Source organism: Aquamicrobium defluvii, from assembly GCF_004363725.1.
Classification (GTDB): domain Bacteria; phylum Pseudomonadota; class Alphaproteobacteria; order Rhizobiales; family Rhizobiaceae; genus Mesorhizobium; species Mesorhizobium defluvii.
This window is the reverse complement of record NZ_SNZF01000003.1, coordinates 93,803-114,985: the sequence shown is the minus strand read 5'-3', so window position 1 is coordinate 114,985 and position 21,183 is coordinate 93,803. Positions and strand designations below refer to the sequence as shown.

Annotated in this window: 16 protein-coding genes and 1 riboswitch; of the genes, 13 read left to right on the top strand and 3 right to left on the bottom strand. The window is 65.0% G+C overall.

The features are described 5' to 3' along the window. Window position 1: 1 nt before the first annotated feature. From tolB to serA, 9 genes are all read left to right on the top strand, one after another. Window positions 2-1,315 (top strand): Tol-Pal system beta propeller repeat protein TolB, encoded by a 1,314-nt coding sequence (gene tolB / locus DES43_RS03145; protein WP_035022023.1) that lies wholly within the window; start codon window positions 2-4, stop codon window positions 1,313-1,315. A 287-nt stretch (window positions 1,316-1,602) separates the two neighbouring features. Next, on the top strand, window positions 1,603-2,106 hold the full coding sequence (pal, locus tag DES43_RS03140) for a peptidoglycan-associated lipoprotein Pal (protein WP_035022020.1): 504 nt from the start codon (window positions 1,603-1,605) through the stop codon (window positions 2,104-2,106). A 179-nt stretch (window positions 2,107-2,285) separates the two neighbouring features. Continuing rightward, window positions 2,286-3,323 (top strand): tol-pal system protein YbgF, encoded by a 1,038-nt coding sequence (gene ybgF, locus DES43_RS03135; protein ID WP_035022017.1) that lies wholly within the window; start codon window positions 2,286-2,288, stop codon window positions 3,321-3,323. Further along, window positions 3,317-4,654, top strand: a complete 1,338-nt coding sequence (tilS, locus tag DES43_RS03130) for a tRNA lysidine(34) synthetase TilS (protein WP_035022016.1) — start codon at window positions 3,317-3,319, stop codon at window positions 4,652-4,654. Before ybgF ends, tilS begins: the two co-directional genes overlap by 7 nt. Window positions 4,655-4,762: 108 nt before the next feature. Next, complete coding sequence (gene ftsH, locus DES43_RS03125) at window positions 4,763-6,700, top strand: ATP-dependent zinc metalloprotease FtsH (protein WP_035022013.1); 1,938 nt, start codon at window positions 4,763-4,765, stop codon at window positions 6,698-6,700. A 241-nt stretch (window positions 6,701-6,941) separates the two neighbouring features. Further along, window positions 6,942-8,291, top strand: coding sequence for a phosphoglucosamine mutase (gene glmM, locus DES43_RS03120; RefSeq protein ID WP_035022011.1), 1,350 nt, complete (start codon window positions 6,942-6,944; stop codon window positions 8,289-8,291). A gap of 222 nt (window positions 8,292-8,513) precedes the next feature. Further along, on the top strand, window positions 8,514-9,359 hold the full coding sequence (locus DES43_RS03115; protein ID WP_035022010.1) for an outer membrane protein: 846 nt from the start codon (window positions 8,514-8,516) through the stop codon (window positions 9,357-9,359). A 186-nt stretch (window positions 9,360-9,545) separates the two neighbouring features. After that, window positions 9,546-10,721, top strand: a complete 1,176-nt coding sequence (locus tag DES43_RS03110) for a phosphoserine transaminase (RefSeq protein WP_035022711.1) — start codon at window positions 9,546-9,548, stop codon at window positions 10,719-10,721. Between the two features lie 78 nt (window positions 10,722-10,799). Next, window positions 10,800-12,401: a phosphoglycerate dehydrogenase gene (gene serA, locus DES43_RS03105; protein WP_035022008.1), complete on the top strand. Its 1,602-nt coding sequence runs from the start codon at window positions 10,800-10,802 to the stop codon at window positions 12,399-12,401. Window positions 12,402-12,455: 54 nt separating this feature from the next. Here serA and DES43_RS03100 read toward each other — a convergent pair whose 3' ends face one another. Further along, window positions 12,456-13,355, bottom strand: coding sequence for a DMT family transporter (locus tag DES43_RS03100; protein ID WP_051520344.1), 900 nt, complete (start codon window positions 13,353-13,355; stop codon window positions 12,456-12,458). Between the two features lie 209 nt (window positions 13,356-13,564). On the opposite strand from DES43_RS03100, the gene DES43_RS03095 reads away from it, so the two are divergent. From DES43_RS03095 to DES43_RS03080, 4 genes are all read left to right on the top strand, one after another. Further along, a complete protein-coding gene (locus DES43_RS03095; RefSeq protein ID WP_035022006.1) occupies window positions 13,565-14,860 on the top strand; it encodes an adenylosuccinate synthase in 1,296 nt (431 codons plus the stop codon). 71 nt (window positions 14,861-14,931) lie between these two features. Further along, the gene (locus DES43_RS03090) at window positions 14,932-16,611 is read left to right on the top strand and encodes a hypothetical protein (protein ID WP_035022004.1); all 1,680 of its coding nucleotides are present in this window, start codon (window positions 14,932-14,934) and stop codon (window positions 16,609-16,611) included. A gap of 89 nt (window positions 16,612-16,700) precedes the next feature. Continuing rightward, on the top strand, window positions 16,701-17,351 hold the full coding sequence (locus DES43_RS03085; RefSeq protein WP_035022002.1) for a LysE family translocator: 651 nt from the start codon (window positions 16,701-16,703) through the stop codon (window positions 17,349-17,351). 89 nt (window positions 17,352-17,440) lie between these two features. Further along, on the top strand, window positions 17,441-18,394 hold the full coding sequence (locus DES43_RS03080; RefSeq protein WP_245264615.1) for a DMT family transporter: 954 nt from the start codon (window positions 17,441-17,443) through the stop codon (window positions 18,392-18,394). A 101-nt stretch (window positions 18,395-18,495) separates the two neighbouring features. Here the strand turns inward: DES43_RS03080 and DES43_RS03075 are convergent, their stop codons facing one another. Both DES43_RS03075 and DES43_RS03070 read right to left on the bottom strand, forming a co-directional pair. Further along, entirely contained in the window at window positions 18,496-20,313 is a 1,818-nt protein-coding gene (locus DES43_RS03075) for an ABC-F family ATP-binding cassette domain-containing protein (RefSeq protein ID WP_035022000.1), read from the bottom strand. A 1-nt stretch (window position 20,314) separates the two neighbouring features. After that, window positions 20,315-20,959 carry a thiamine diphosphokinase gene (locus DES43_RS03070; protein WP_035021997.1) on the bottom strand — a complete coding sequence of 215 codons (645 nt, stop codon included), beginning with the start codon at window positions 20,957-20,959 and terminating at the stop codon, window positions 20,315-20,317. Between the two features lie 85 nt (window positions 20,960-21,044). After that, window positions 21,045-21,156: riboswitch (TPP riboswitch) on the top strand. The last annotated feature ends 27 nt before the right edge of the window (window positions 21,157-21,183 follow it).

Here is a 21,183-nt window from a genome sequence, read left to right as displayed (position 1 = left end):
CATGAAGACACTGCTCAAGACGCTCATGATGGTCGCAGCGCTTGCCGGCGCGGCCACGGGGCTCGCCATCGGCCCCGCCAGCGCGCTGGTGGAAATCGACGTCAACAAGGGCACCATCGAGCCGCTGCCCATCGCCATCACCGACTTCGCGGGTGGCGAACTGGGCGCGGAAATCTCCTCCATCGTTCAGGCGGACCTGAAACGTTCGGGGCTGTTCGCACCCATCGACAAGGCCGCGTTCATCGAAAAGATCGCAAATCCCGATCAGGCGCCGCGCTTCGACGACTGGAAGGTCATCAATGCGCAGGCTCTGGTCACGGGCCGCGTCAGCAAGGAAGGCGACGGCCGCGTCCGCGCCGAATACCGGCTGTGGGATACGTTCGCCGGACAGCAGCTCTCCGGCGAGCAGTTCTTCGCAAACGGCGCCAACACGCGGCGCGTCGCCCACATCATCGCCGATGCCATCTATGAGCGGCTGACCGGCGAAAAGGGCTATTTCGACACCCGCATCGTCTTCATCGACGAATCGGGCGCCAAGAACGCCCGCAAGAAGCGGCTGGCGATCATGGACCAGGACGGGGCAAATGCGCGCTTCCTGTCCGACGGGCGTTCGATCGTGATGACGCCGCGCTTCTCGCCCAACCGGCAGGAAATAACCTACATGTCCTACGAGAGCGGGCAGCCGCGCGTCTACCTGCTCCAGCTCGAAACCGGACAGCGCGAGCTGGTCGGCAACTTCCCCGGCATGACCTTCGCGCCGCGCTTCTCGCCGGACGGCCAGCGCGTGATCATGAGCTTGATGCGCGAGGACGGCAACTCCAACATCTATTCCATGGATCTGAGGAGCCGCAACACCACGCGCCTGACCAGCTCCAATGCCATCGACACCTCGCCTTCCTACTCGCCTGACGGCTCGAAGATCGTCTTCACCTCGGACCGGGGCGGCCGTCCTCACATCTATGTGATGGGCGCGGACGGTTCGGGGCAGACCCGCATCTCCTTCGGCGAGGGCAGCTATTCGACGCCCGTGTGGTCGCCGCGCGGCGATCTGATCGCCTTCACCAAGCAGTCGGGCGGCCAGTTCCAGATCGGCGTGATGCGCACCGACGGCTCGGGCGAGCGCATTCTCACCTCCGGCTTCCTGCAGGAAGGCCCGACATGGGCTCCGAACGGGCGCGTGATCATGTATCTGAAGCAGGCTGCCGGTTCGGGCGGGCCGAAGCTCTATTCGGTCGATCTCACCGGCCGGAACGAGCAGCAGATTCCGTCGCCCAACTTTGCGTCGGACCCGGCCTGGTCGCCCCTGCTCGACTGAGGCAGGCGGCCGGGAAACCGGACATGTGTGGCGGATATGCCCGAATCCCTGCGTTTCGGGCATATTCCGGCCTAAAATGACGCACAAGCGGATTGCGGCCAAGATTTTGCCTCTTTGTCGTCATCTGGCTGCGCGTCGATGATCGGATCGCGCCTTGCGGGGACATGACGCTCGGGAACTGGCCGAAGGCGTGAACCGAAATTTAACCGTGTTTCTTGAAAGCCGGTTAACCCAAACGTGGTTACTGGCAGATCAACGAAGTTACTCGAATGCGAAGGAGAGGCGGTATGCGCCGTATCGCAAAACTTGCAGCAAATCCGGTGATGGTCGCGCTCGTCGCCTCGTTGGCGCTTGCCGGCTGCGCCTCCAAGAAGACCCCCAACAGCGCGGCCGATCTCGGCCTCGGCGGCGGAGCGGCGACGCCCGGCTCGGCGCAGGACTTCACCGTCAATGTCGGCGACCGCATCTTCTTCGATCTGGACTCCTCGTCCATCCGCGCCGACGCCCAGCAGACGCTGGCCCGCCAGGCCCAGTGGCTCAACCGCTACCGGCAGTATTCCATCGTGGTCGAAGGCCATGCCGACGAACGCGGCACCCGCGAATACAACCTTGCCCTGGGCGCCCGCCGCGCCGCCGCGACCCGCGACTACCTTGCCTCGCAGGGCGTTGCCGCCAGCCGCATCAAGACCATCTCCTACGGCAAGGAGCGTCCGGTCGCCGTCTGCGACGACATCTCCTGCTGGTCGCAGAACCGCCGTGCCGTCACCACGCTGGGTGGCGCGGGCTCCTGAGCCCGGACAAGTCTTTCCGACAAGGAATAAAGGCGGCTCCGATGGCCGCCTTTTTCCTTGAAACCGGCTGTCAAACAAAATTTGGCCGAAGTCTCGCGCCCTGCTAGAAACGGTGCCGTCCGCGTCTTCATGCCGAAGGCGGACGCAAAACCGGGTTTCACTGTAATGGCGAGAGGCTCATGCATCTTAGAAAAATCCTGAGCGGCACGCTGGCAGCGCTGCTCCTGTCCGGCGCGGCCGGCATGGCCAGCGAAGCCGGACCGGCGGCGGCGCCGGAGCGTGGTGGCTTCAACTTCCGGCTTCCGGGCGTCGAACTGCCTTCCCTGTTCGGATCGGGCAAGGAAGAGGGCAGTTACCAGCTTGCCCAGAGCGGCGGCCTGACGGCGCTGGAAGAGCAGATCCGCGCCCTCAACGGCAAGGTCGAGGAACTCAACTTCCAGATCCTGCAAATGCAGGAGCAGATCCGCAAGCAGCAGGAGGACAACGAGTTCCGCCTCCAGCAGCTTGAAGAGGGCGGGCAGAAGCGCACCGATGCGGGCAATTCCGGCACTTCGGTCGCCGGCGCGCCTTCCGCTCCCGAAACCACGACCTCCGGCGACGTTGCCGGAGGTTCGACTGTCGAGGACATCATCATCGATTCCGGCGATGGCGAGCCCGGCAAGCTGATCCCCGGCACGCCGCCCACGACTTTCGGAACCATCACCGTGGACAAGGACGGCAATGTCATCGACGCCGGTTCCGGCACGCAGTCCGTGACGGCCGCTCCGCAGGCGCCGGCGGCGGGCCAGCCGGCGGACAATTCCGGCACCCAGGTCGCAGCCCTGCCGCGCACCGACGACCCGCAGGAACTCTACCGCAATTCCTATCAGTTCATCCTGTCCGGCGACTACGGCACCGCCGAGGCCGGATTCCGCGAACATATCGACCGCTTCCCCAAGGATGCCAACGCCGCCGACGCGCATTACTGGCTGGGCGAATCGCTGCTCGGGCAGCAGAAGTACCGCGATGCGGCCGAGGTCTTCCTTGCGGCCAGCAAGAGCTATCCCAAGGCCAGGAAGGCGCCCGATATGCTGCTGAAGCTCGGCGTTTCGCTGGCCGGCCTGAAGCAGCGCGACGTGGCCTGCGCGACCTTTGCCGAAGTCGGAAAGCGCTATCCCAACGCCTCCGCGGCCCTCAAGGAGCGCGTCAAGCAGGAACGGGCGCTCGCGTCGTGCTGACGCTGGAAGCCGAACCGGACCACGACGCCCGCGTTTTTTCCGACATCGATTTTTCCGGCGGCGCTGTCGTCGCGATTTCCGGCGGCAGCGATTCGACCGCCCTTCTTGTTCTGCTGAACGAATTCTTCCGTGCGCACCGTCCCGACGCAAAGCTTGTCGCGGTGACGGTCGACCATGCGCTGCGGCCAGCCGCGCGTGACGAGGCGCTGAAAGTGGGATCCTTGTGCGCAAGGCTGGGAATCCGGCACCATATCCGTGTATGGGAGGGCCCGAAGCCTCTTGGCGGGGTCCCTGCGGCAGCGCGCGAGGCCCGCTACCGGCTGCTGGCCGACGTCGCGCGTGCCGAAGGCATGGGCATGGTTCTGACCGGACACACGGCTGACGATCAGGCCGAAACCGTGACCATGCGGCTGGACCGCAGCGCCGCAATGGGGGACGAAGGACGCGGTCTCGCCGGCATGGCTCCCGCCACACTCTTCGACGGCGACATCTGGATCGTGCGGCCCTTGCTTGGAATGCGTCGCGAGGCACTTCGCGAAGGGCTGCGCACCAAAGGGATCGGCTGGATCGACGACCCCACCAACGAGGACCACGCTTACGAGCGGCCCCGCATACGCTCCGCCCTCGACGAGCAAGGCTTTTCCTCTGCCATGCGGGTCGCGGCGAAGGCGGCAGGGAAGCGCCGCGATCTCGATGCGCGAACGGCGGCACTGATCGGACAGTTCGCTTCGCGCCCGGCCACGGGTCTCATCCGGCTCGACCGCGCCTTTGCCGGTCACCGGGACCGCAAGGCCGCGACCCATGCGCTGCGGCTGCTGCTGGCCACCACGGGCGGCCTTGCAGTGCTGCCCGATATGGAGCGGACAGGCTCGCTGCTGGATGCTCTGGCGACCGGAACCTTGCAGCGGGCGACGCTGGCGCGTGCGCTGGTCGACGCAAGGCGAAGCGGCATTTTCCTGCTGCGCGAGGCGCGCGGATTGCCGCAGCCCATGCAAGCCGTGTCCGGCCTCATCTGGGACGGCCGCTACAGGTTCATCTTTCAGGATAATGACACCGGGATCGTCATCGCGCCCGCTGGCAACAGGCGCGGGCTTGCCGGAGCCCTGCCTCCCGATGTGCCGGAAAGCCTTGCGCGCGCAGCTTTGGCTGCCACGCCCTGCGTGACACCACCCGGAAAAAATGTCGCAGTCACGCCGGTCGTTGCGCCGTTCGCCCGCTTTCTGCCCGCTTTCGATCTTCAATCGGCCCGCGTTCTGGCGGAACTGGTGGATGCCGCACCGGTTCCTGCACCGCCTTTGCCGGCCATGCTGCAACGCCGGCAAATGGGGTAGCCTTAACCGATTGTCGTGCTTTTGCTTGGCAAGGGGATATGGGCCACCTATGTTAGACGAAGGCTCCTTTCAACGACGCGCGCCTGACGGCCGCCAACGGGACAATCGATGAATCCGAACTACCGCAACCTTGCGCTCTGGGCGATCATAGCGGTTCTGCTTATCGCGCTCTTCAATCTGTTCCAGACGCCGCAGACGCGTGGAGCGGCGACCGACATTCCCTATTCGCAGTTCCTTCAGGACGTGCAGTCGGGCCGGGTCAAGAGCGTGACCATCGCGGGCGATCGCATCAGCGGTTCCTACGGGGATTCCGCTTCCGGCTTCCAGACCTATTCGCCGGGCGATCCCTCGCTCGTCTCGCGGCTGGAGGCGAAGGGCGTGACCATCAATGCGCGTCCTGAAACCGACGGATCGAACACGCTGTTCGGCTATCTCCTGTCGTGGCTGCCGATGATCCTGATCCTGGGCGTATGGATTTTCTTCATGCGCCAGATGCAGTCGGGCTCCGGCCGCGCCATGGGCTTCGGCAAGTCCAAGGCCAAGCTGCTCACCGAGGCGCATGGCCGTGTCACCTTTGCCGATGTGGCGGGCGTGGACGAGGCCAAGCAGGACCTTGAGGAAATCGTCGAGTTTCTGCGCGATCCGCAGAAGTTCCAGCGCCTCGGCGGCAAGATTCCGCGCGGCGTGCTGCTCGTCGGCCCTCCGGGCACCGGCAAGACGCTTCTGGCGCGCTCGGTCGCCGGCGAGGCCAACGTTCCCTTCTTCACCATTTCGGGCTCGGACTTCGTGGAGATGTTCGTCGGCGTCGGCGCGAGCCGCGTGCGCGACATGTTCGAGCAGGCCAAGAAGAATGCGCCCTGCATCATCTTCATCGACGAGATCGATGCCGTCGGCCGTCATCGCGGCGCCGGTCTGGGCGGCGGCAATGACGAACGCGAGCAGACGCTGAACCAGCTTCTGGTGGAGATGGACGGTTTCGAGCCGAACGAATCCATCATCCTGATCGCCGCCACCAACCGTCCCGACGTGCTTGATCCGGCCCTTCTGCGTCCGGGCCGCTTCGACCGCCAGGTGGTGGTGCCGAACCCGGACATCGTGGGCCGCGAGAAAATCCTCAAGGTGCATGTGCGCAACGTGCCGCTGGCGCCCAATGTGGACCTCAAGGTTCTGGCGCGCGGCACGCCGGGCTTCTCCGGCGCCGACCTCATGAACCTCGTCAACGAGGCCGCCCTGATGGCGGCGCGGCGCAACAAGCGGCTCGTCACCATGCAGGAGTTCGAGGACGCCAAGGACAAGATCATGATGGGCGCGGAGCGCCGGTCCTCGGCCATGACGCAGGCCGAGAAGGAGCTGACCGCCTATCACGAGGCCGGCCACGCCATCCTGGCGCTCAACGTTCCAGCCGCCGATCCGCTGCACAAGGCGACCATCATCCCGCGCGGCCGTGCGCTCGGCATGGTCATGCAGCTTCCCGAGGGCGACCGCTACTCGATGAGCTACAAATACATGATCTCGCGTCTGGCCATCATGATGGGCGGGCGTGTGGCCGAGGAACTCAAGTTCGGCAAGGAGAACATCACCTCGGGCGCGTCCTCCGACATCGAGCAGGCCACCAAGCTGGCGCGCGCCATGGTCACCCGCTGGGGCTTTTCCGACCAGCTCGGACAGGTCGCCTATGGCGACAATCAGGAAGAGGTCTTCCTCGGCCATTCGGTGGCGCGCACGCAGAACATCTCCGAGGAGACCGCGCAGATCATCGATGCGGAGGTTCGCCGCCTGATCGATGAAGCCTATGCCACGGCCCGCTCCGTCCTGACCAGGAAGAAGAAGGACTGGATCGCGCTGGCCGAAGGGCTGCTTGAGTACGAGACCCTGTCGGGCGACGAAATTCAGGAGCTGCTGGCTGGCAACAACCCGTCGCGCGATCTTGGCGACGACACGCCGACCAGCCGCGGCTCGGCCGTTCCGAAGGCAGGCGGCACCGCCAGGGGCAAGAAGAAGGGCCCGGAGCCCGAGGGCGGCATGGAGCCTCAGCCGCAGAACTGAAGTTTCGCCGTAATGGTGCAGGACGCCGCGCTTTTGCGCGGCGTTCGCGTTTTGAAAGCCGGACAATAAAGCGCCGCTTTTTTCGCCCAGATGCAGGCAGTCATGCCAATCGGGACAAAAGTTTTGCAGTTTAGCAAACTGTTTACTCTCAGATGATGACGTCTGTCTGCACAATTTGATAGCCGGACACGCGCACCCTGTGGCATTAGGGGCGCTGTTTGCTCGCAAGGGAAAGCATTCCATGGGACGTTATTTCGGCACCGACGGCATTCGGGGGCGCGCCAACAAATTTCCGATGACGGCCGAGATCGCCATGCGCGTCGGCATGGCCGCGGGGCTGTCCTTCCAGCGCGGCAGCCATCGCCACCGCGTTGTGCTCGGCAAGGATACCCGCCTTTCCGGCTACATGATCGAGAATGCGATGGTCGCCGGCCTGTGTGCGGCCGGCATGGATGTGTTCCTGCTCGGCCCGATCCCGACGCCGGCCGTGGCCATGCTGGTGCGCTCGCTGCGCGCCGACATGGGCGTCATGATCTCGGCCTCGCACAATCCTTATCAGGACAATGGCATCAAGCTCTTCGGTCCGGACGGCTACAAGCTCTCCGATGAGATCGAGGCCCGCATCGAGGCCATGCTCGACGATGGCGTCGAGATGGCGCTGGCCGATCCGGACGCGCTGGGCAGGGCCAAGCGCGTCGACGGCGTCCATGACCGCTATATCGAATTCGCCAAGCGCACGCTGCCGCGCTCCATGTCGCTGTCCGGCCTGCGCATCGTCATCGATTGCGCCAATGGCGCAGCCTACAAGGTTGCGCCCGCAGCGCTGTGGGAGCTGGGCGCCGAGGTGATCGCCATCAACGACGATCCCAACGGCTTCAACATCAACAAGGAATGCGGCTCGACCCATCCTGCCGGCCTGCAAAGGAAGGTGCATGAGGTGCGGGCCGACATCGGCATCGCGCTGGATGGCGACGCCGATCGCGTCGTCATCATCGACGAGAACGGCGAGATCGTCGACGGCGACCAGATCATGGCACTGATCGCCGAATCCTGGCATCAGAACGGACGCCTGTCCGGCAAGGGCGTGGTTTCGACCATCATGTCCAATCTGGGGCTGGAGCGTTTTCTGGCCGGGCTGAAGCTTGAACTGCACCGCACCAAGGTCGGCGACCGCTATGTGGTGGAGCATATGCGGGCCAACGGCCTCAATGTCGGTGGCGAACAGTCCGGCCATATCGTGCTGTCCGATTTTTCGACCACCGGCGACGGTCTGGTCTCGGCCCTTCAGGTTCTTGCCTGCATCAAGCGTCAGAACAAGCCTGTCAGCGAAGTGGCCCGGAAGTTCGAGCCGGTGCCGCAGCTTCTGAAGAATGTGCGTATTTCGGGCGGCGCGCCGCTGGAGGAGAAGCAGGTCAAGGAAGCCATCGCCGAGGCGCAGAACCGGCTGGGCAAGGGCGGACGTCTGGTCATCCGGCCTTCCGGAACCGAACCGCTGATCCGCGTCATGGCCGAAGGCGACGACCGGGCGCTGGTCGAGACGGTCGTGGACGATATTGTCCAGGTCATCTCGCAGGCCCGCAGCGCCGCCTGATCTTCCCTTGTTTCGGGTCTGAAGCGCCCGGCCCTGTGCCGGGCGTTTTCGTGAGCATGCATTGCAGCCGCTGCAAATTGCGCCGCCGGGCGGGGCGAAGGCATATTCCACAACCTTTCATTAGGCTTAACGGTCATTTAACCGCTATGGTTAACAATGCTCTCCTGAAAGGCGGCTGGGGTTTACCTTTTTAGACCAGCGCCAACCTCGGGAGTTGGTGACATGAAATTCAGGACTTGCATCGTTTCGGCGATGGTGGCGGCACCCGCGGCGGTTGCCACGCCGGCTTTGGCGGCTGACTACGATCCGCCGATCTTTGTGGAAGAAGCACCGGAATATGTGCCAGTCGAGGTCGGCTCGGGCTGGTACATCCGGGGCGATATCGGCTACATCGCCAAGGACAAGGCCGGGCGGGCAAACTACCGCACCTTCGATCCGACGCCGCCCGGCAGCTATGCCGACCACAGTTTCGATACAAACGAGCTGGACACCGATTTTACCTTCGCGGCCGGTTTCGGTTATCACTTCAACGACTGGCTGCGCGCCGATCTGACGGCAGAGGGGCTGCGCGGACGTTTCAACGGAACCACCAGCAGCGGCGGCCCCTGCGCCGGCGAGCCGGTAACGACCAATTGCCGTACTGAAGACAGCGCCAGGTTTTCCGCCATGGGGGTCATGGCCAATGGCTATGTCGACCTGGGAACCTATGCCGGTTTCACGCCCTATGTCGGCGCCGGCCTCGGCTATACGCTCGTGCGCTGGAAGAACCTCAACAGCGAAAGTTTCTGTGTCGGGGACGACTGCACCACCAGCGCTGCGGTTGGTTCCTCCACCCATGGCGGCGATGACAGCTGGCGCTTCACCTACGCACTGATGGCGGGTGTGGGCTACGAGATTGCCCCCAATCTCACGCTGGACCTTGGCTACAAGTACCGCAATGTCGACGGCGGCAACATGTACAGGTGGAACAGCACCGATTCCGCTGCCGGAGCGAGCGGTTTCCAGGGGCGTGACGGGGATCTCAAGACCCATGAAATCAAGGTCGGCCTTCGCTACGATCTGTGGTGATCCGGCCTCTCGGGGAATGGTCGAAAAGGGCGGACTCCGGTTCGCCCTTTTCGTCTGGACACGGCTGCCGCCTGTTCCGCACGCGACAAACAATTTCCTCTTGACGCCGCAGCCGCGAAGGCATATCGCCGTCCGTGGGCCACCCCTCCCCAACGAGGGGCTACCTATCTGGAAGGATAGACCATGATGACAGCACTGCCTTTGCCGGACAAGCGTCCGGCCAATCCCCGTTTTTCCTCTGGTCCCTGCGCGAAGCGTCCCGGCTGGTCGCTCGAAGCGCTGGCCGATGCCGCGCTCGGGCGCTCGCATCGCGCAAAGCTTGGCAAGAACAAGCTGGCCGAGGCCATCGATCTTACCCGTGAAATTCTACAGGTTCCGGCCGACTATCGCATCGGCATCGTGCCCGCTTCCGACACCGGCGCCATCGAGATGGCGCTGTGGTCGCTGCTCGGCCCGCGCGGCGTCGACATGGTCGCCTGGGAATCCTTCGGCGCCGCCTGGGTGACCGATGTGGTCAAGCAGCTGAAGCTGCCCGACGTGCGCAAATTCGAGGCGCCCTATGGCGAACTTCCGGACCTTGCGCAGATTGATTTCGACCGCGATGTGGTCTTCACCTGGAACGGCACCACCTCCGGCGTGCGCGTGCCCAACGGCGATTTCATCCCCGCCGACCGGCAGGGTCTCACCATCTGTGACGCCACTTCCGCCGCCTTCGCGCAGCGGCTCGATTTCGCCAAGCTCGATGTCGTGACCTTCTCCTGGCAGAAGGTGCTGGGCGGCGAGGGCGCGCATGGCATGCTGATCCTGTCGCCGCGCGCCGTGGAGCGGCTGGAAAGCCACGTTCCGGCATGGCCGCTGCCCAAGATCTTCCGCATGACCAAGGGCGGCAAGCTGATCGAAGGCATCTTCAGGGGCGAGACCATCAACACGCCCTCCATGCTGGCGGTCGAGGACTATCTCGACGCGCTGCGCTGGGCGAAGGAGATCGGCGGGCTGGATGCGCTGGTTGCCCGCGCCGACGCCAATTTCGCCGCTGTCGACCGCTTCGTCGAAAAGTCCGGCTGGCTCGGCCATCTGGCCGTCGATCCGGAGACGCGCTCGAACACCTCCGTGTGCCTGTCGATCGTCGATCCCGACATCGCGGCGCTCGACGCGGACGGACAGGCAGCTTTCGCCAAGGGGCTGGTTGCATTGCTCGACAAGCAGGGCGTGGCCTACGACATCGGCCATTATCGCGATGCCCCTCCCGGTCTGCGCATCTGGTGCGGCGCGACCGTCGAGACCTCCGATCTCGAGGCGCTGATGCCATGGCTCGACTGGGCCTTCGCCGAGCAGAAGGCGACGCTGAAGGCCGCTGCCTGATCGCGATTTCGGGCTGCCTGTTGTCAGGCGGCCCGTTCCTCTCCCGGATTTCCAGATTTCCAGACGAAGGAGGCCATGATGGCGCCCCGCGTACTCGTTTCCGACAAACTCTCCCCCACCGCCGTCCAGATCTTCAGGGATCGCGGCGTCGAGGTCGATTATCTGCCCGATCTGGGCAAGGACAAGGAAAAGCTGCTCGAAGTCATCGGCCAGTACGATGGCCTTGCCATCCGCTCGGCCACCAAGGTGACGGAAAAGCTGATCGCCGCCGCAACCAATCTCAAGGTCGTGGGCCGCGCCGGCATCGGCGTCGACAATGTCGATATCCCGGCCGCCTCGCGCCGCGGCATCATCGTGATGAACACGCCTTTCGGCAATTCCATCACCACGGCCGAGCACGCCATTGCGCTGATGTTCGCGGTTGCCCGCCAGTTGCCGGAAGCCAATGCCTCCACCCATGAAGGCAAGTGGGAAAAGAACCGCTTCATGGGTGTCGAGATCACCGGCAAGACGCTGGGCATCATCGGCGCCGGCAATATCGGTTCCATCGTGGCGACGCGCGCTGTCGGCCTGAAGATGCATGTGGTGGCCTTCGATCCGTTCCTGTCGGAGAGCCGGGCCGAGGAACTGGGCGTGGAGAAGGTGGAACTCGATGAGCTGCTGGCCCGCGCCGACTTCATCACCCTGCACACGCCGCTTACCGACAAGACCCGCAACATCATCAACGCCGAATCCATTGCGAAGATGAAGGACGGCGTGCGCATCATCAATTGCGCCCGCGGCGGGCTGATCGTCGAGGCGGACCTTATCGCCGCGCTGAAGAGCGGCAAGGTGGCGGGCGCCGGCATCGATGTGTTCGAGGTCGAACCGGCGACTGAAAATCCGCTGTTCGGCATGGAGAACGTGGTCTGCACGCCGCATCTGGGCGCCTCGACCTCGGAAGCGCAGGAGAATGTCGCCCTGCAGGTGGCCGAGCAGATGTCGGACTACCTGATCAAGGGCGCGGTTTCCAACGCCATCAACATGCCGTCGATCACCGCCGAGGAAGCGCCGCGCCTCAAGCCCTTCGTGAAGCTCGCCGAAGTGCTCGGCGCCTTCGTCGGGCAGGTGACGGAAGATCCGATCAAGGAAGTCGAGATCCTGTTCGATGGCCTGACTGCCCAGATGAACACCAGGGCGCTGATCAGCGCCGCCCTTGCCGGACTGATCCGTCCGCAGGTGGCTGACGTCAACATGGTGTCTGCGCCGATCATGGTGAAGGAGCGCGGCATCATCGTTGCCGAGGTCAAGCGCGACAAGTCCGGCGTCTTCGATGGCTATATCAGGCTGACGGTGAAGACCGAGCACATGGAGCGTTCCATCGCCGGCACCTGCTTCTCCGACGGCAAGCCGCGCTTCATCCAGATCAAGGGCATCAATCTCGATGCCGAGGTGGGCCAGCATATGCTCTACACCACCAATGCCGATGCGCCGGGTATCATCGGCCTCCTGGGAACGCTGTGCGGCAAGAACAGCGTCAACATCGCCAACTTCGCGCTGGGCCGCAACCGGCCGGGCGGCGATGCCATCGCGCTGCTCTATCTCGATGCGCCGTTCCCTGAAAATGTGCTGGAAGAGGTGCGTTCCCATCAGGCCATAGATTCGGCCAAGCGCCTGCAATTCGACGTCAACGGCCTGTAGGCAAGCTGCGGCCGGGGATTTTCCCCGGCCGCTTTCAGGCTGCCGCGTTCCGGTTTACGGGGCGGATGCGGCCCTGCGGCGGCCGTCATATTCTGCGATCAGCACGCCCGAGAGAACCAGAACCAGCGCGATGGCGTGATAGGTCTGGAAATCCTCGCCGAGGACGACGACCGCCAGGAATGCGCCCCAGACCGGCAGAAGGTTGATGAACAGGCCGGCCCGGTTGGCGCCGATCAGTTCGACGCCGCGGATATAGGTGATCTGCGACAGCAGCGACGGGAACAGCACGACATAGACGATGATTGCCCAGCCGGTCGCATCGGGCAGGATCAGGGCGCCCGATGCCGCTTCCGCCCACAGGAACGGCAGGGCGCTGGCAAAGGCGCCGGCGCACAGCGCCACCATCAGGCTCATCCAGTGAAGCTGCGGCTTGCGTCGCAGGGCGGCGGTATAGAAGCCGTAGGTGAGGATGGCGACGATCATCAGCGCATCGCCGTAATTGACGTCCAGCTGGAGGAGCCGCCCGGGCGCCCCATGCGTCGCGGTGAGGACGATTCCGATGAACGAAATGACGAAACCGCCAAGCTGGGCGAGCGTGGTCCGGGTGCCATAGAGCAGATAGCTGAAGATGAAGACCAGCAGCGGGATGCCGCCCTGCTCGATGCTGGCATTGGTGGCAGAGGTGTAGAGCAGGGCGCTGTAGAGGGCCGCGCTGAACAGGGTGAAGCCGATGGCGCCCATGGCCAGAAGATACCATTTGCGCTGCCGGATGACCGCCCAGTCCATTGCGATCTCCCGGCGGCCGGCAAGGCCGAGGATCACCATCACCACACCCCAGCGAATGGCGTTCAGGAACATCGGCGAGACGTGGCCCACGGCCATCTTGCCCGCCACGGAGTTGCCGGCCCAGAACAGGGTGGCTGCTGCCAGCAGAATATAGGGGTTCTGTTTCATGAAGTGAGGACCGTGGGAACCGGATGCGCGTGGACTCGGGAAGTTGTCATGCGCCTTCATGGCAGATAAATCGCAGCCAGGCCAAAATTGTTGTGCCGCCTCTGCCCTGAAACGGCAAACAAAGGTCGCGCGCGGCGTTTCGGGACGCTATAGAGGCCTGTCGTTTTTACGGGCGCGCTCGGCTGCGGCCCGATGGAAGGGAAGAAGACATGGCCAATGTGGTGGTCGTCGGCTCGCAATGGGGCGACGAAGGCAAGGGCAAGATCGTGGACTGGCTGTCGGAGCGCGCCGATGTGGTGGTGCGCTTCCAGGGCGGGCACAATGCCGGGCATACGCTCGTCGTCGACGGCAACGTCTACAAGCTGTCGCTGCTTCCGTCGGGCGTGGTGCGCAACAAGCTGTCGATCATCGGCAACGGCGTGGTGTTCGATCCGCATGCCTTCGTGGCCGAAGTGGCCAAGCTGCGCGGTCAGGGCGTGGAAATCACCCCGGACAACCTGAAAATTGCCGAAAACACTGCGCTTATATTGTCGCTGCACAGGGAACTGGACGGTTTCCGCGAGGACGCGGCCTCCAATTCCGGAACGAAGATCGGGACGACCCGGCGCGGCATCGGTCCTGCCTATGAGGACAAGGTCGGTCGCCGTGGCATCAGGGTGATGGATTTGGCGGATCTGGATACGCTTCCGGCCAAGGTGGATCGCCTGCTGACGCATCACAATGCGTTGCGCAAGGGCCTCGGCCACGAGGAAGTGGAGCATGAGGCGATCATGCAGGAACTGACCTCCGTCGCCAGCGAGGTGCTGCCCTATATGGACCGCGTGTGGAAGGTGCTCGATGACAGCCGCAAGGCCGGCGAGCGCATCCTGTTCGAAGGCGCGCAGGGCACGCTGCTCGATATAGACCACGGCACCTATCCGTTCGTCACCTCGTCCAACACGGTGGCGGGACAGGCGGCGGCCGGCTCCGGCATCGGGCCGGGCGCGCTCAGCTATGTGCTGGGCATCACCAAGGCTTACACGACCCGCGTCGGCGAAGGTCCGTTCCCGACCGAGCAGGTCAACGAGATCGGCGAGTTCCTCGGCACGCGCGGCCATGAGTTCGGTGTCGTCACCGGCCGCAAGCGCCGCTGCGGCTGGTTCGATGCGGTGCTGGTGCGTCAGGCCGTGGCCGTCAACGGCATCAAGGGCATCGCGCTCACCAAGCTCGACGTTCTCGACGGGCTCGACGAGATCAGGGTGTGCACCGGCTACATGCTCGATGGCGAGAAGATCGACTATCTGCCGGCCAGCCAGGGCGCGCAGGCGCGCGTGCAGCCGGTCTACGAGACGCTGGAGGGCTGGAAGGAAACCACCGCCGGCGCGCGGAGCTGGAACGATTTGCCCGCGCAGGCAGTTAAATATGTGCGCCACATCGAGGAGCTGATCGGAGCCCCGGTTGCGTTGCTCTCAACCAGCCCGGAGCGGGACGACACGATACTTGTGACGGACCCGTTTCAGGACTAACTATGCCCGTTCGGCGGGGCAGGCCGCATGAGCCCTGCGCCGCCGGTGACAAGCACAGGTCTGATAAAAGCATGGCAGATTTCGTAGCGGTTCTGAAAAAGACGCTCGGCGGGCTCGGCGAAACCACGCCTGAAATACGGTCCAGGGTCTACGACAAGGCCCGCGCCACCATTGCCGCCAAGCTCGCCGCGCTCGATCCGCAGCCGCCGGCGGCGGTGGCGGAGCGCCAGAAGAAGATGCTTGAGGACGCCATCGCCGCGGTGGAGCGCGAATATGCGCCTCCTCCTCCGGCAGAGGTCGATCCGCTGGCCGAACTGGAACATCTGTTCTCTTCCATCGACCGCAACAAGAACCAGACCGCACATGCGGCTCCCTCCGTTTCCCCGCCCGCAGCGCCGCCTGCAACGCCCAGGCCCGTCGCAAGCTCTTCGGTCACCGGCACGCCGGAGCCTGCGCCAAAGGCGCCCGAACAGGCCGTCGAGCCGGCGGCGGCCGGAAAGCCCGTGCCGCCGGCTCCACAGCAGCCACCGGCGCCTGAGACCCGCAGGGAGCCCGCGCCGGAAGCCACGGTGCCGCCGCAGGGGGCGACGCCTGCCGCTCCTCAGCCATCCGGTTTCGATCGTCCGCTGGCGGGCAGCGTTCCGGTGCATGACGATGCCGATGACGTTTTCGACCGTGTGCCGGAAACCCATCACCCGGACTCTCCCCGCGTCGAGCGAAGGCCGGAACTGGCGTTCGACGAGGAGGAGGAAGAAGACGGGCGTCGAAGCTACAAGGGCATCATTGCGGCAGTCGCCGCTCTCGTGGTTCTGGCTGGCGGCGGATATGCGGCGTGGCTCAACAAGGATGCCATCGGCACCATGTTCGCAGGCGACAGCGGCGAACCGAAGCCGGTCGTCGTCAAGCCTGTGAAAGTCCCGCCGCCCGGCGAGGAAACGGCATCGGCCGAGCCTCCCGCCCCCGCTCCGTCGCCTGCCGGCAATGGCGGCGAGACCTCCGAGAAATTCACGCAGCGCCTGCTGCCGGACGGCAAGGAGGTCGATCCCGGCCCCGCCGGCGGCGGCAGCACCATCGGCGAAGGCTCGTCCGTGGTGGCCCTGACCACGCCGCCGCCGGCTTCCGCGCCCGATGCAGGCCAGCCCGCCGCGCCCGGCTCGCAGCCCGCTCCGCAGGGCGAGAGCGCTCAGGCAGGCGTCGCCGTCGGCCAGAAGGCGATCTACTATGAAGAGCGCACCAACGTGGCGCAGGGTTCGGCGGAGGCCGGAAACGTGGTGTGGTCCCTGGTGCAGGAATCGCCGGGCGGCGACGAGCCGCCTGAGCCGGCCATCCGGGGCGAGGTGCAGATTCCGGGCAAGGACGTGCAGCTTCGCATGACAATCCGCCGCAACGCCGACGAGACGCTGCCGGCCAGCCACATCATCGAGATGATCTTCCTGACGCCGGCCGGCTTCGAGGGCGGCGGCATCGACAATCTGCTGCGCATCGCGCTGAAGAAGGCCGAACAGGATGCGGGCAGCCCCCTGATCGGCATCCCTGCCAAGATTGCCGATGGCTATTTCCTCGTCGCGCTTAACGATACGAAGGCCGATGAGGACGCCAACCTGTCCCTGTTGCGCAATCAGGAGTGGATCGACGTTCCGGTGATCTACAAGTCGGGCCGCCGCGCATTGCTCACCATGGAAAAGGGCATGCCGGGCGGCAAGGTGTTCGACGAGGCGATCAGGGCCTGGCAGGCGAAGACGGCTGGATAGGGCCGACCGCGGCAGCGGGGTTGCCGATCCTGCCTGCCGGAAGGCGACAAGGTTCGGGCGCGCCTGCGAGGCAGCCGGGGGAGGGTGTCATGGAAGTCGTTGTCCCGAGCGCGGCCAATCTCGCGCTGTTCGTCACGGCGGCAATCGTTCTGCTCATCATTCCCGGGCCCGCCGTTCTCTACATCGTCGCGCGCTCGATTGCACAGGGCCGCAAGGCGGGGCTGGTCTCCGACATCGGCATCCATTCCGCGACGCTGATCCATGTTGCCGCCGCCGCGCTCGGCCTTTCCGCCCTGCTCGCCTCGTCCGCGATCGCCTTTTCGGTCGTCAAATATGCCGGGGCCGCCTATCTGATCTGGCTGGGCCTGAAGAAGCTCTTCGGGCGCGACGAGGAAGCCGATCCGGACATGGAGTTGCAGCCGCACAGCTATCGTCGCCTTTTTCGCGACGGTTTCATCGTCAACCTGCTCAATCCGAAGACCGCCTTGTTCTTCCTCGCCTTCCTGCCACAATTCGTCGAGGTGGAGCGCGGCCATGTCGCCATGCAGATCGCCTTCCTCGGTCTTGTCTTCACCCTGCTCGGCTTCATCAGCGACGGATGCTACGCCTTCGCGGCCGGCGCCCTGGGTGACAGGCTGAGGCAAAGCCGCGCCTATCTGCGTTTCGAGCGCTATGTCAGCGGCGTTCTGTTCATCGGGCTCGGCGTCAGCGCCGCCTTTGCCGGAAACGGCCGCAAGTAGGACCGGTGGGTCGGGAAACGGGTCGAGTGCGGCAAGTGCCTGTGGCATGGCTGCGGCCGGTGCGGCATGGTGCCGTCGTGAGGTGAGCGATGTCGAACGAAATTCCCGCCAACCGGCCGATGACCCTGGCCGAGTGGGCGACGCTGCTTTTTCTGTCCCTGCTGTGGGGCGGCTCGTTCTTCTTCAATGCCGTGGCGGTGAAGGAACTGCCGGTGTTCACCGTGGTGGTCGGCCGGGTGGCCGTGGCGGCGGTGCTGATGCTGTGCCTGCTCAGGGTCATGGGCCTGAAGCTGCCGGGGCAGCGGCGCATCTGGGCGGCCTTCTTCGGCATAGGTCTCCTCAACAACGCCATCCCCTTCTCGCTCATTGTCGGCGGCCAGCAGCACATCGCCTCGGGCGTCGCCTCGATCCTCAATGCCGCGACGCCGCTGTTCACCGTGCTGTTCGCCCATTTCCTGACTGCGGACGAGAAGATGACGGGCAACCGGCTGGCGGGGGTGCTGGTCGGCTTTGTCGGGGTCGCCGTCATGGTCGGCCTCGATGCCGTGCAGGCGCTCGGCAGTCATGTCACCGCTCAGCTCATGTGCCTTTCGGCCACTGTGTCCTATGCGCTGGCCAGCATCTACGGGCGGCGCTTCCGCGCCATGGGCGTGCCCGCGCTGGTGACGGCGACAGGGCAGGTGGTGGCGGCGAGCGTGTTGCTCGTTCCGGTGATGCTGCTCGTCGACCGGCCGTGGACGTTGCCGATGCCCGGCCTGGCCGCACTTGGCGCGGTGGCCGGACTGGCGGTGCTGTCGACGGCGCTCGCCTATGTGCTGTATTTCCGCCTGCTGGCCACGGCGGGCGCCAGCAATCTGGCGCTTGTCACCTTCCTCGTACCGGTCAGCGCCATCCTTCTCGGTTTCCTGTTTCTGGATGAAGTGCTTCTGCCGCGTCATCTGGCCGGCATGGCGCTGATCGGCCTCGGTCTTGCGGCAATCGATGGCCGTTCATGGCGAGCCATCAGAAGGCGGGGAAGCTGGCTGGCTGCGGGTCGCCGGTAGATATTCCGCGGCCGGCGGGCGTTCTGCCGAACGCTGCTTCAGTCTCTTTACCTGAGCGCATTTATGCCACGTAAGACGGTTCCGTCCGACTGCAAAATGCTCTACCCTTCGATCTCCTCGCGCAGCATTTCCAGTTCAAGCCATTCCTCTTCCATCGCGGCCAGCGCCGCGCGTTCCTTGTCGAGGGCGGCGATGGTCTTCTGGAAGCCGACGGGATCGCGGTCGTAGAAGCCCGGATCGGCGATCTGGTCCTCAAGCCGGTTGATGGTATCGGTCGCCGCCTCGATCTTCTTCGGCAGGCTCTCCAGCGCGAATTTCTGCTTGTAGGACAGCTTTTTCGACACGGCCTTCGCCGTCTCCTGCGGCCTCACGGCGGGCTTGTCCTCGTCGCCGGCGGTGCGGGCGCGCAGCTTGCGGTCGTCCAGCTTCGAGGCGCCGCGCTGGGCGAGCATGTCGGAATAGCCGCCGGCATATTCGATCCAGCGCCCGTCACCATCGGGCACGATCACGCTGGTCACGGTGCGGTCGAGGAAGTCGCGGTCGTGGCTGACGAGGATAACCGTGCCGGCAAAGCCCGCCACCAGTTCCTGCAACAGTTCCAGCGTCTCCATGTCGAGGTCGTTGGTCGGCTCGTCCAGCACCAGCAGGTTGGCGGGGCGGGCCAGCACGCGCGCCAGCAGCAGCCGGGCGCGCTCGCCGCCCGAAAGCTCGCGCACCGGCGTGCGCGCCTGCTCCGGCTTGAACAGGAAGTCCTTCATGTAGGACACGACATGGCGCTGCTCGCCATTGACGACCAGGCTCTCGCCGCGCCCATCGGTGAGATAGTGGGCCAGCGTTTCCTGCGGATCGGCGGCCTCGCGCTTCTGGTCGAGCGTGGCGATCTCCAGATTGACGCCGAGGCGCACGCTGCCTGTGTCGGGTGCAAGTTCGCCGGTCAGCATCTTCAGCAGCGTGGTCTTGCCGGCACCATTGGGGCCGACGAGCCCGATGCGGTCGCCGCGCTGGATGCGGGTCGAGAAATCCCGGACCACGACGAGATCGCCGAAGCTCTTGGAGATCGACTTCGCCTCGATCACCAGCTTGCCGGATTCGGCGGCGTCGCTGGCCACCATGGTGGCCGCGCCTTCCGCGCCCCTGTGGCTGCGGTGGCGCTGGCGCAGCGCCTGCAACTCGCCGAGGCGGCGCACATTGCGCTTTCGTCGGGCGGTGACGCCATAGCGCAGCCAATGCTCCTCGCGCGCGATCTGGCGGCCGAGCTTGTGCTGGTCGCGCTCTTCTTCCTCCAGAATCCGGTCGCGCCATTCCTCGAAATGGGCAAAGCTCCGGTCGAGACGCCTTGTCTGGCCGCGATCCAGCCAGACGGTGGCGCGCGACACGCGTTCGAGGAAGCGGCGGTCGTGCGAGATGACGACCAGCGCCGAGGAGGAGCGGATCAGCTCTTCCTCCAGCCATTCGATGACGTTGAGGTCGAGATGGTTGGTCGGCTCGTCGAGCAGCAGGATGTCGGGCTCCGGGGCCATGACGCGGGCAAGGGCTGCGCGCCTCGCCTCGCCGCCCGAAAGCTCTGCCGGCTTTTCCTCGCCGGTGAGGCCCAGATGTTCGAGCAGATAGGTGGCGCGATAGGGATCGTCGGCCGGGCCGAGCCCCGCCTCGACATAGGCGCGTACGGTGGCGAAGCCGTCCATGTCGGGCGCCTGCGGCAGATAGCGGATGGTGGCGGTGGGCTGGCGGAAAATCTCGCCGTCCTGCGCTTCCGCAAGTCCGGCTGCGATCTTCAGCAGCGTCGATTTGCCGGAGCCGTTGCGGCCGACCAGCGCGATGCGGTCGCCGGGGCCAACAGTGAGGTCCGCGCCGTCGAGCAGCGGCGTGCCGCCGAATGTCAGGCGGATGCCGGCGAGGTTCAGAAGCGGCGGGGCCATGTCAGACCTCCTTCCCGGTAAGTGGATGAGCGAGCAACAGGGCGCGGCCCTGGCCAAGCTTCACGCTGAGCTGGCCACGAACCTCGTTCGACATGGTAAGCGATGAGCCGAATGGTACGCTCACGCCATCGAGCGGCCACTTCGCGCCGCGCACGGTAAGGCCGCTCAGCTCCGAAAACCCGAGGATGGAAAACAGCGTGCCGTCGCCGTAGCCGAAAACGGCTTCCGCGTGCAGAAGGGGCCGTCCCTCCTGCGTGCCGCTGGTGAGCAGCGCGTCGATGCCCTTTTCTGCCAGCCGCAAGGCAAGCGCCATATGCAGGAAGCTGTGGTCGGCGCGCGGGCCGCCGAATGCGCCGGCCAGCACAAGAGCGGTCGCGCCCTGCTCCAGCGCGATGTCCACGGCCAGTTCGCCGTCGGTGCTGTCCTTGTCGGAGGGGAATTGCCGCTTCGGCACCGCTTTCAGCCGCTCCGGCAGCGCCGGGGGCGCGGAATCGAAGTCGCCCACCCAAAGCTCCGGCACGATGCCGAGGGTTTCGGCATGGCGGATGCCGGAATCGGCGGCAATGACGCGCGTTCCCGCGATCTGGCGGTCGAGGGCGGGGGTGCGGACAAGCCCGCCGCCGAGAAGGATGGTGTATCGGCTCATGGGACGAGGGCATTAGCAGTCCCTTTCATGGAACGGAAGAGCGCGGCCTCTCTTGCGTCGCGGCGTGCGGGGGCCTATCTCTGGAAATGCTCTAACGGGGTGCCGGACGCGTTTTCGCGGCCCGGCTGAGAGGCCAAGGCCAACCCGCTGAACCTGATCCGGCTTGTACCGGCGGAGGGATTAGAAGCTGTCGGACATCCGGCGCCTCGACCCCCTGAAATGAA

Coding starts and splice junctions, on each gene's coding strand:
- tolB (WP_035022023.1), top strand. CDS start 2: ATGAAGACACTGCTCAAGACGCTCATGATGGTCGCAGCGCTTGCCGGC.
- pal (WP_035022020.1), top strand. CDS start 1,603: ATGCGCCGTATCGCAAAACTTGCAGCAAATCCGGTGATGGTCGCGCTC.
- ybgF (WP_035022017.1), top strand. CDS start 2,286: ATGCATCTTAGAAAAATCCTGAGCGGCACGCTGGCAGCGCTGCTCCTG.
- ftsH (WP_035022013.1), top strand. CDS start 4,763: ATGAATCCGAACTACCGCAACCTTGCGCTCTGGGCGATCATAGCGGTT.
- glmM (WP_035022011.1), top strand. CDS start 6,942: ATGGGACGTTATTTCGGCACCGACGGCATTCGGGGGCGCGCCAACAAA.
- DES43_RS03115 (WP_035022010.1), top strand. CDS start 8,514: ATGAAATTCAGGACTTGCATCGTTTCGGCGATGGTGGCGGCACCCGCG.
- DES43_RS03110 (WP_035022711.1), top strand. CDS start 9,546: ATGACAGCACTGCCTTTGCCGGACAAGCGTCCGGCCAATCCCCGTTTT.
- serA (WP_035022008.1), top strand. CDS start 10,800: ATGGCGCCCCGCGTACTCGTTTCCGACAAACTCTCCCCCACCGCCGTC.
- DES43_RS03100 (WP_051520344.1), bottom strand. CDS start 13,355: ATGAAACAGAACCCCTATATTCTGCTGGCAGCAGCCACCCTGTTCTGG.
- DES43_RS03095 (WP_035022006.1), top strand. CDS start 13,565: ATGGCCAATGTGGTGGTCGTCGGCTCGCAATGGGGCGACGAAGGCAAG.
- DES43_RS03090 (WP_035022004.1), top strand. CDS start 14,932: ATGGCAGATTTCGTAGCGGTTCTGAAAAAGACGCTCGGCGGGCTCGGC.
- DES43_RS03085 (WP_035022002.1), top strand. CDS start 16,701: ATGGAAGTCGTTGTCCCGAGCGCGGCCAATCTCGCGCTGTTCGTCACG.
- DES43_RS03080 (WP_245264615.1), top strand. CDS start 17,441: ATGTCGAACGAAATTCCCGCCAACCGGCCGATGACCCTGGCCGAGTGG.
- DES43_RS03075 (WP_035022000.1), bottom strand. CDS start 20,313: ATGGCCCCGCCGCTTCTGAACCTCGCCGGCATCCGCCTGACATTCGGC.
- DES43_RS03070 (WP_035021997.1), bottom strand. CDS start 20,959: ATGAGCCGATACACCATCCTTCTCGGCGGCGGGCTTGTCCGCACCCCC.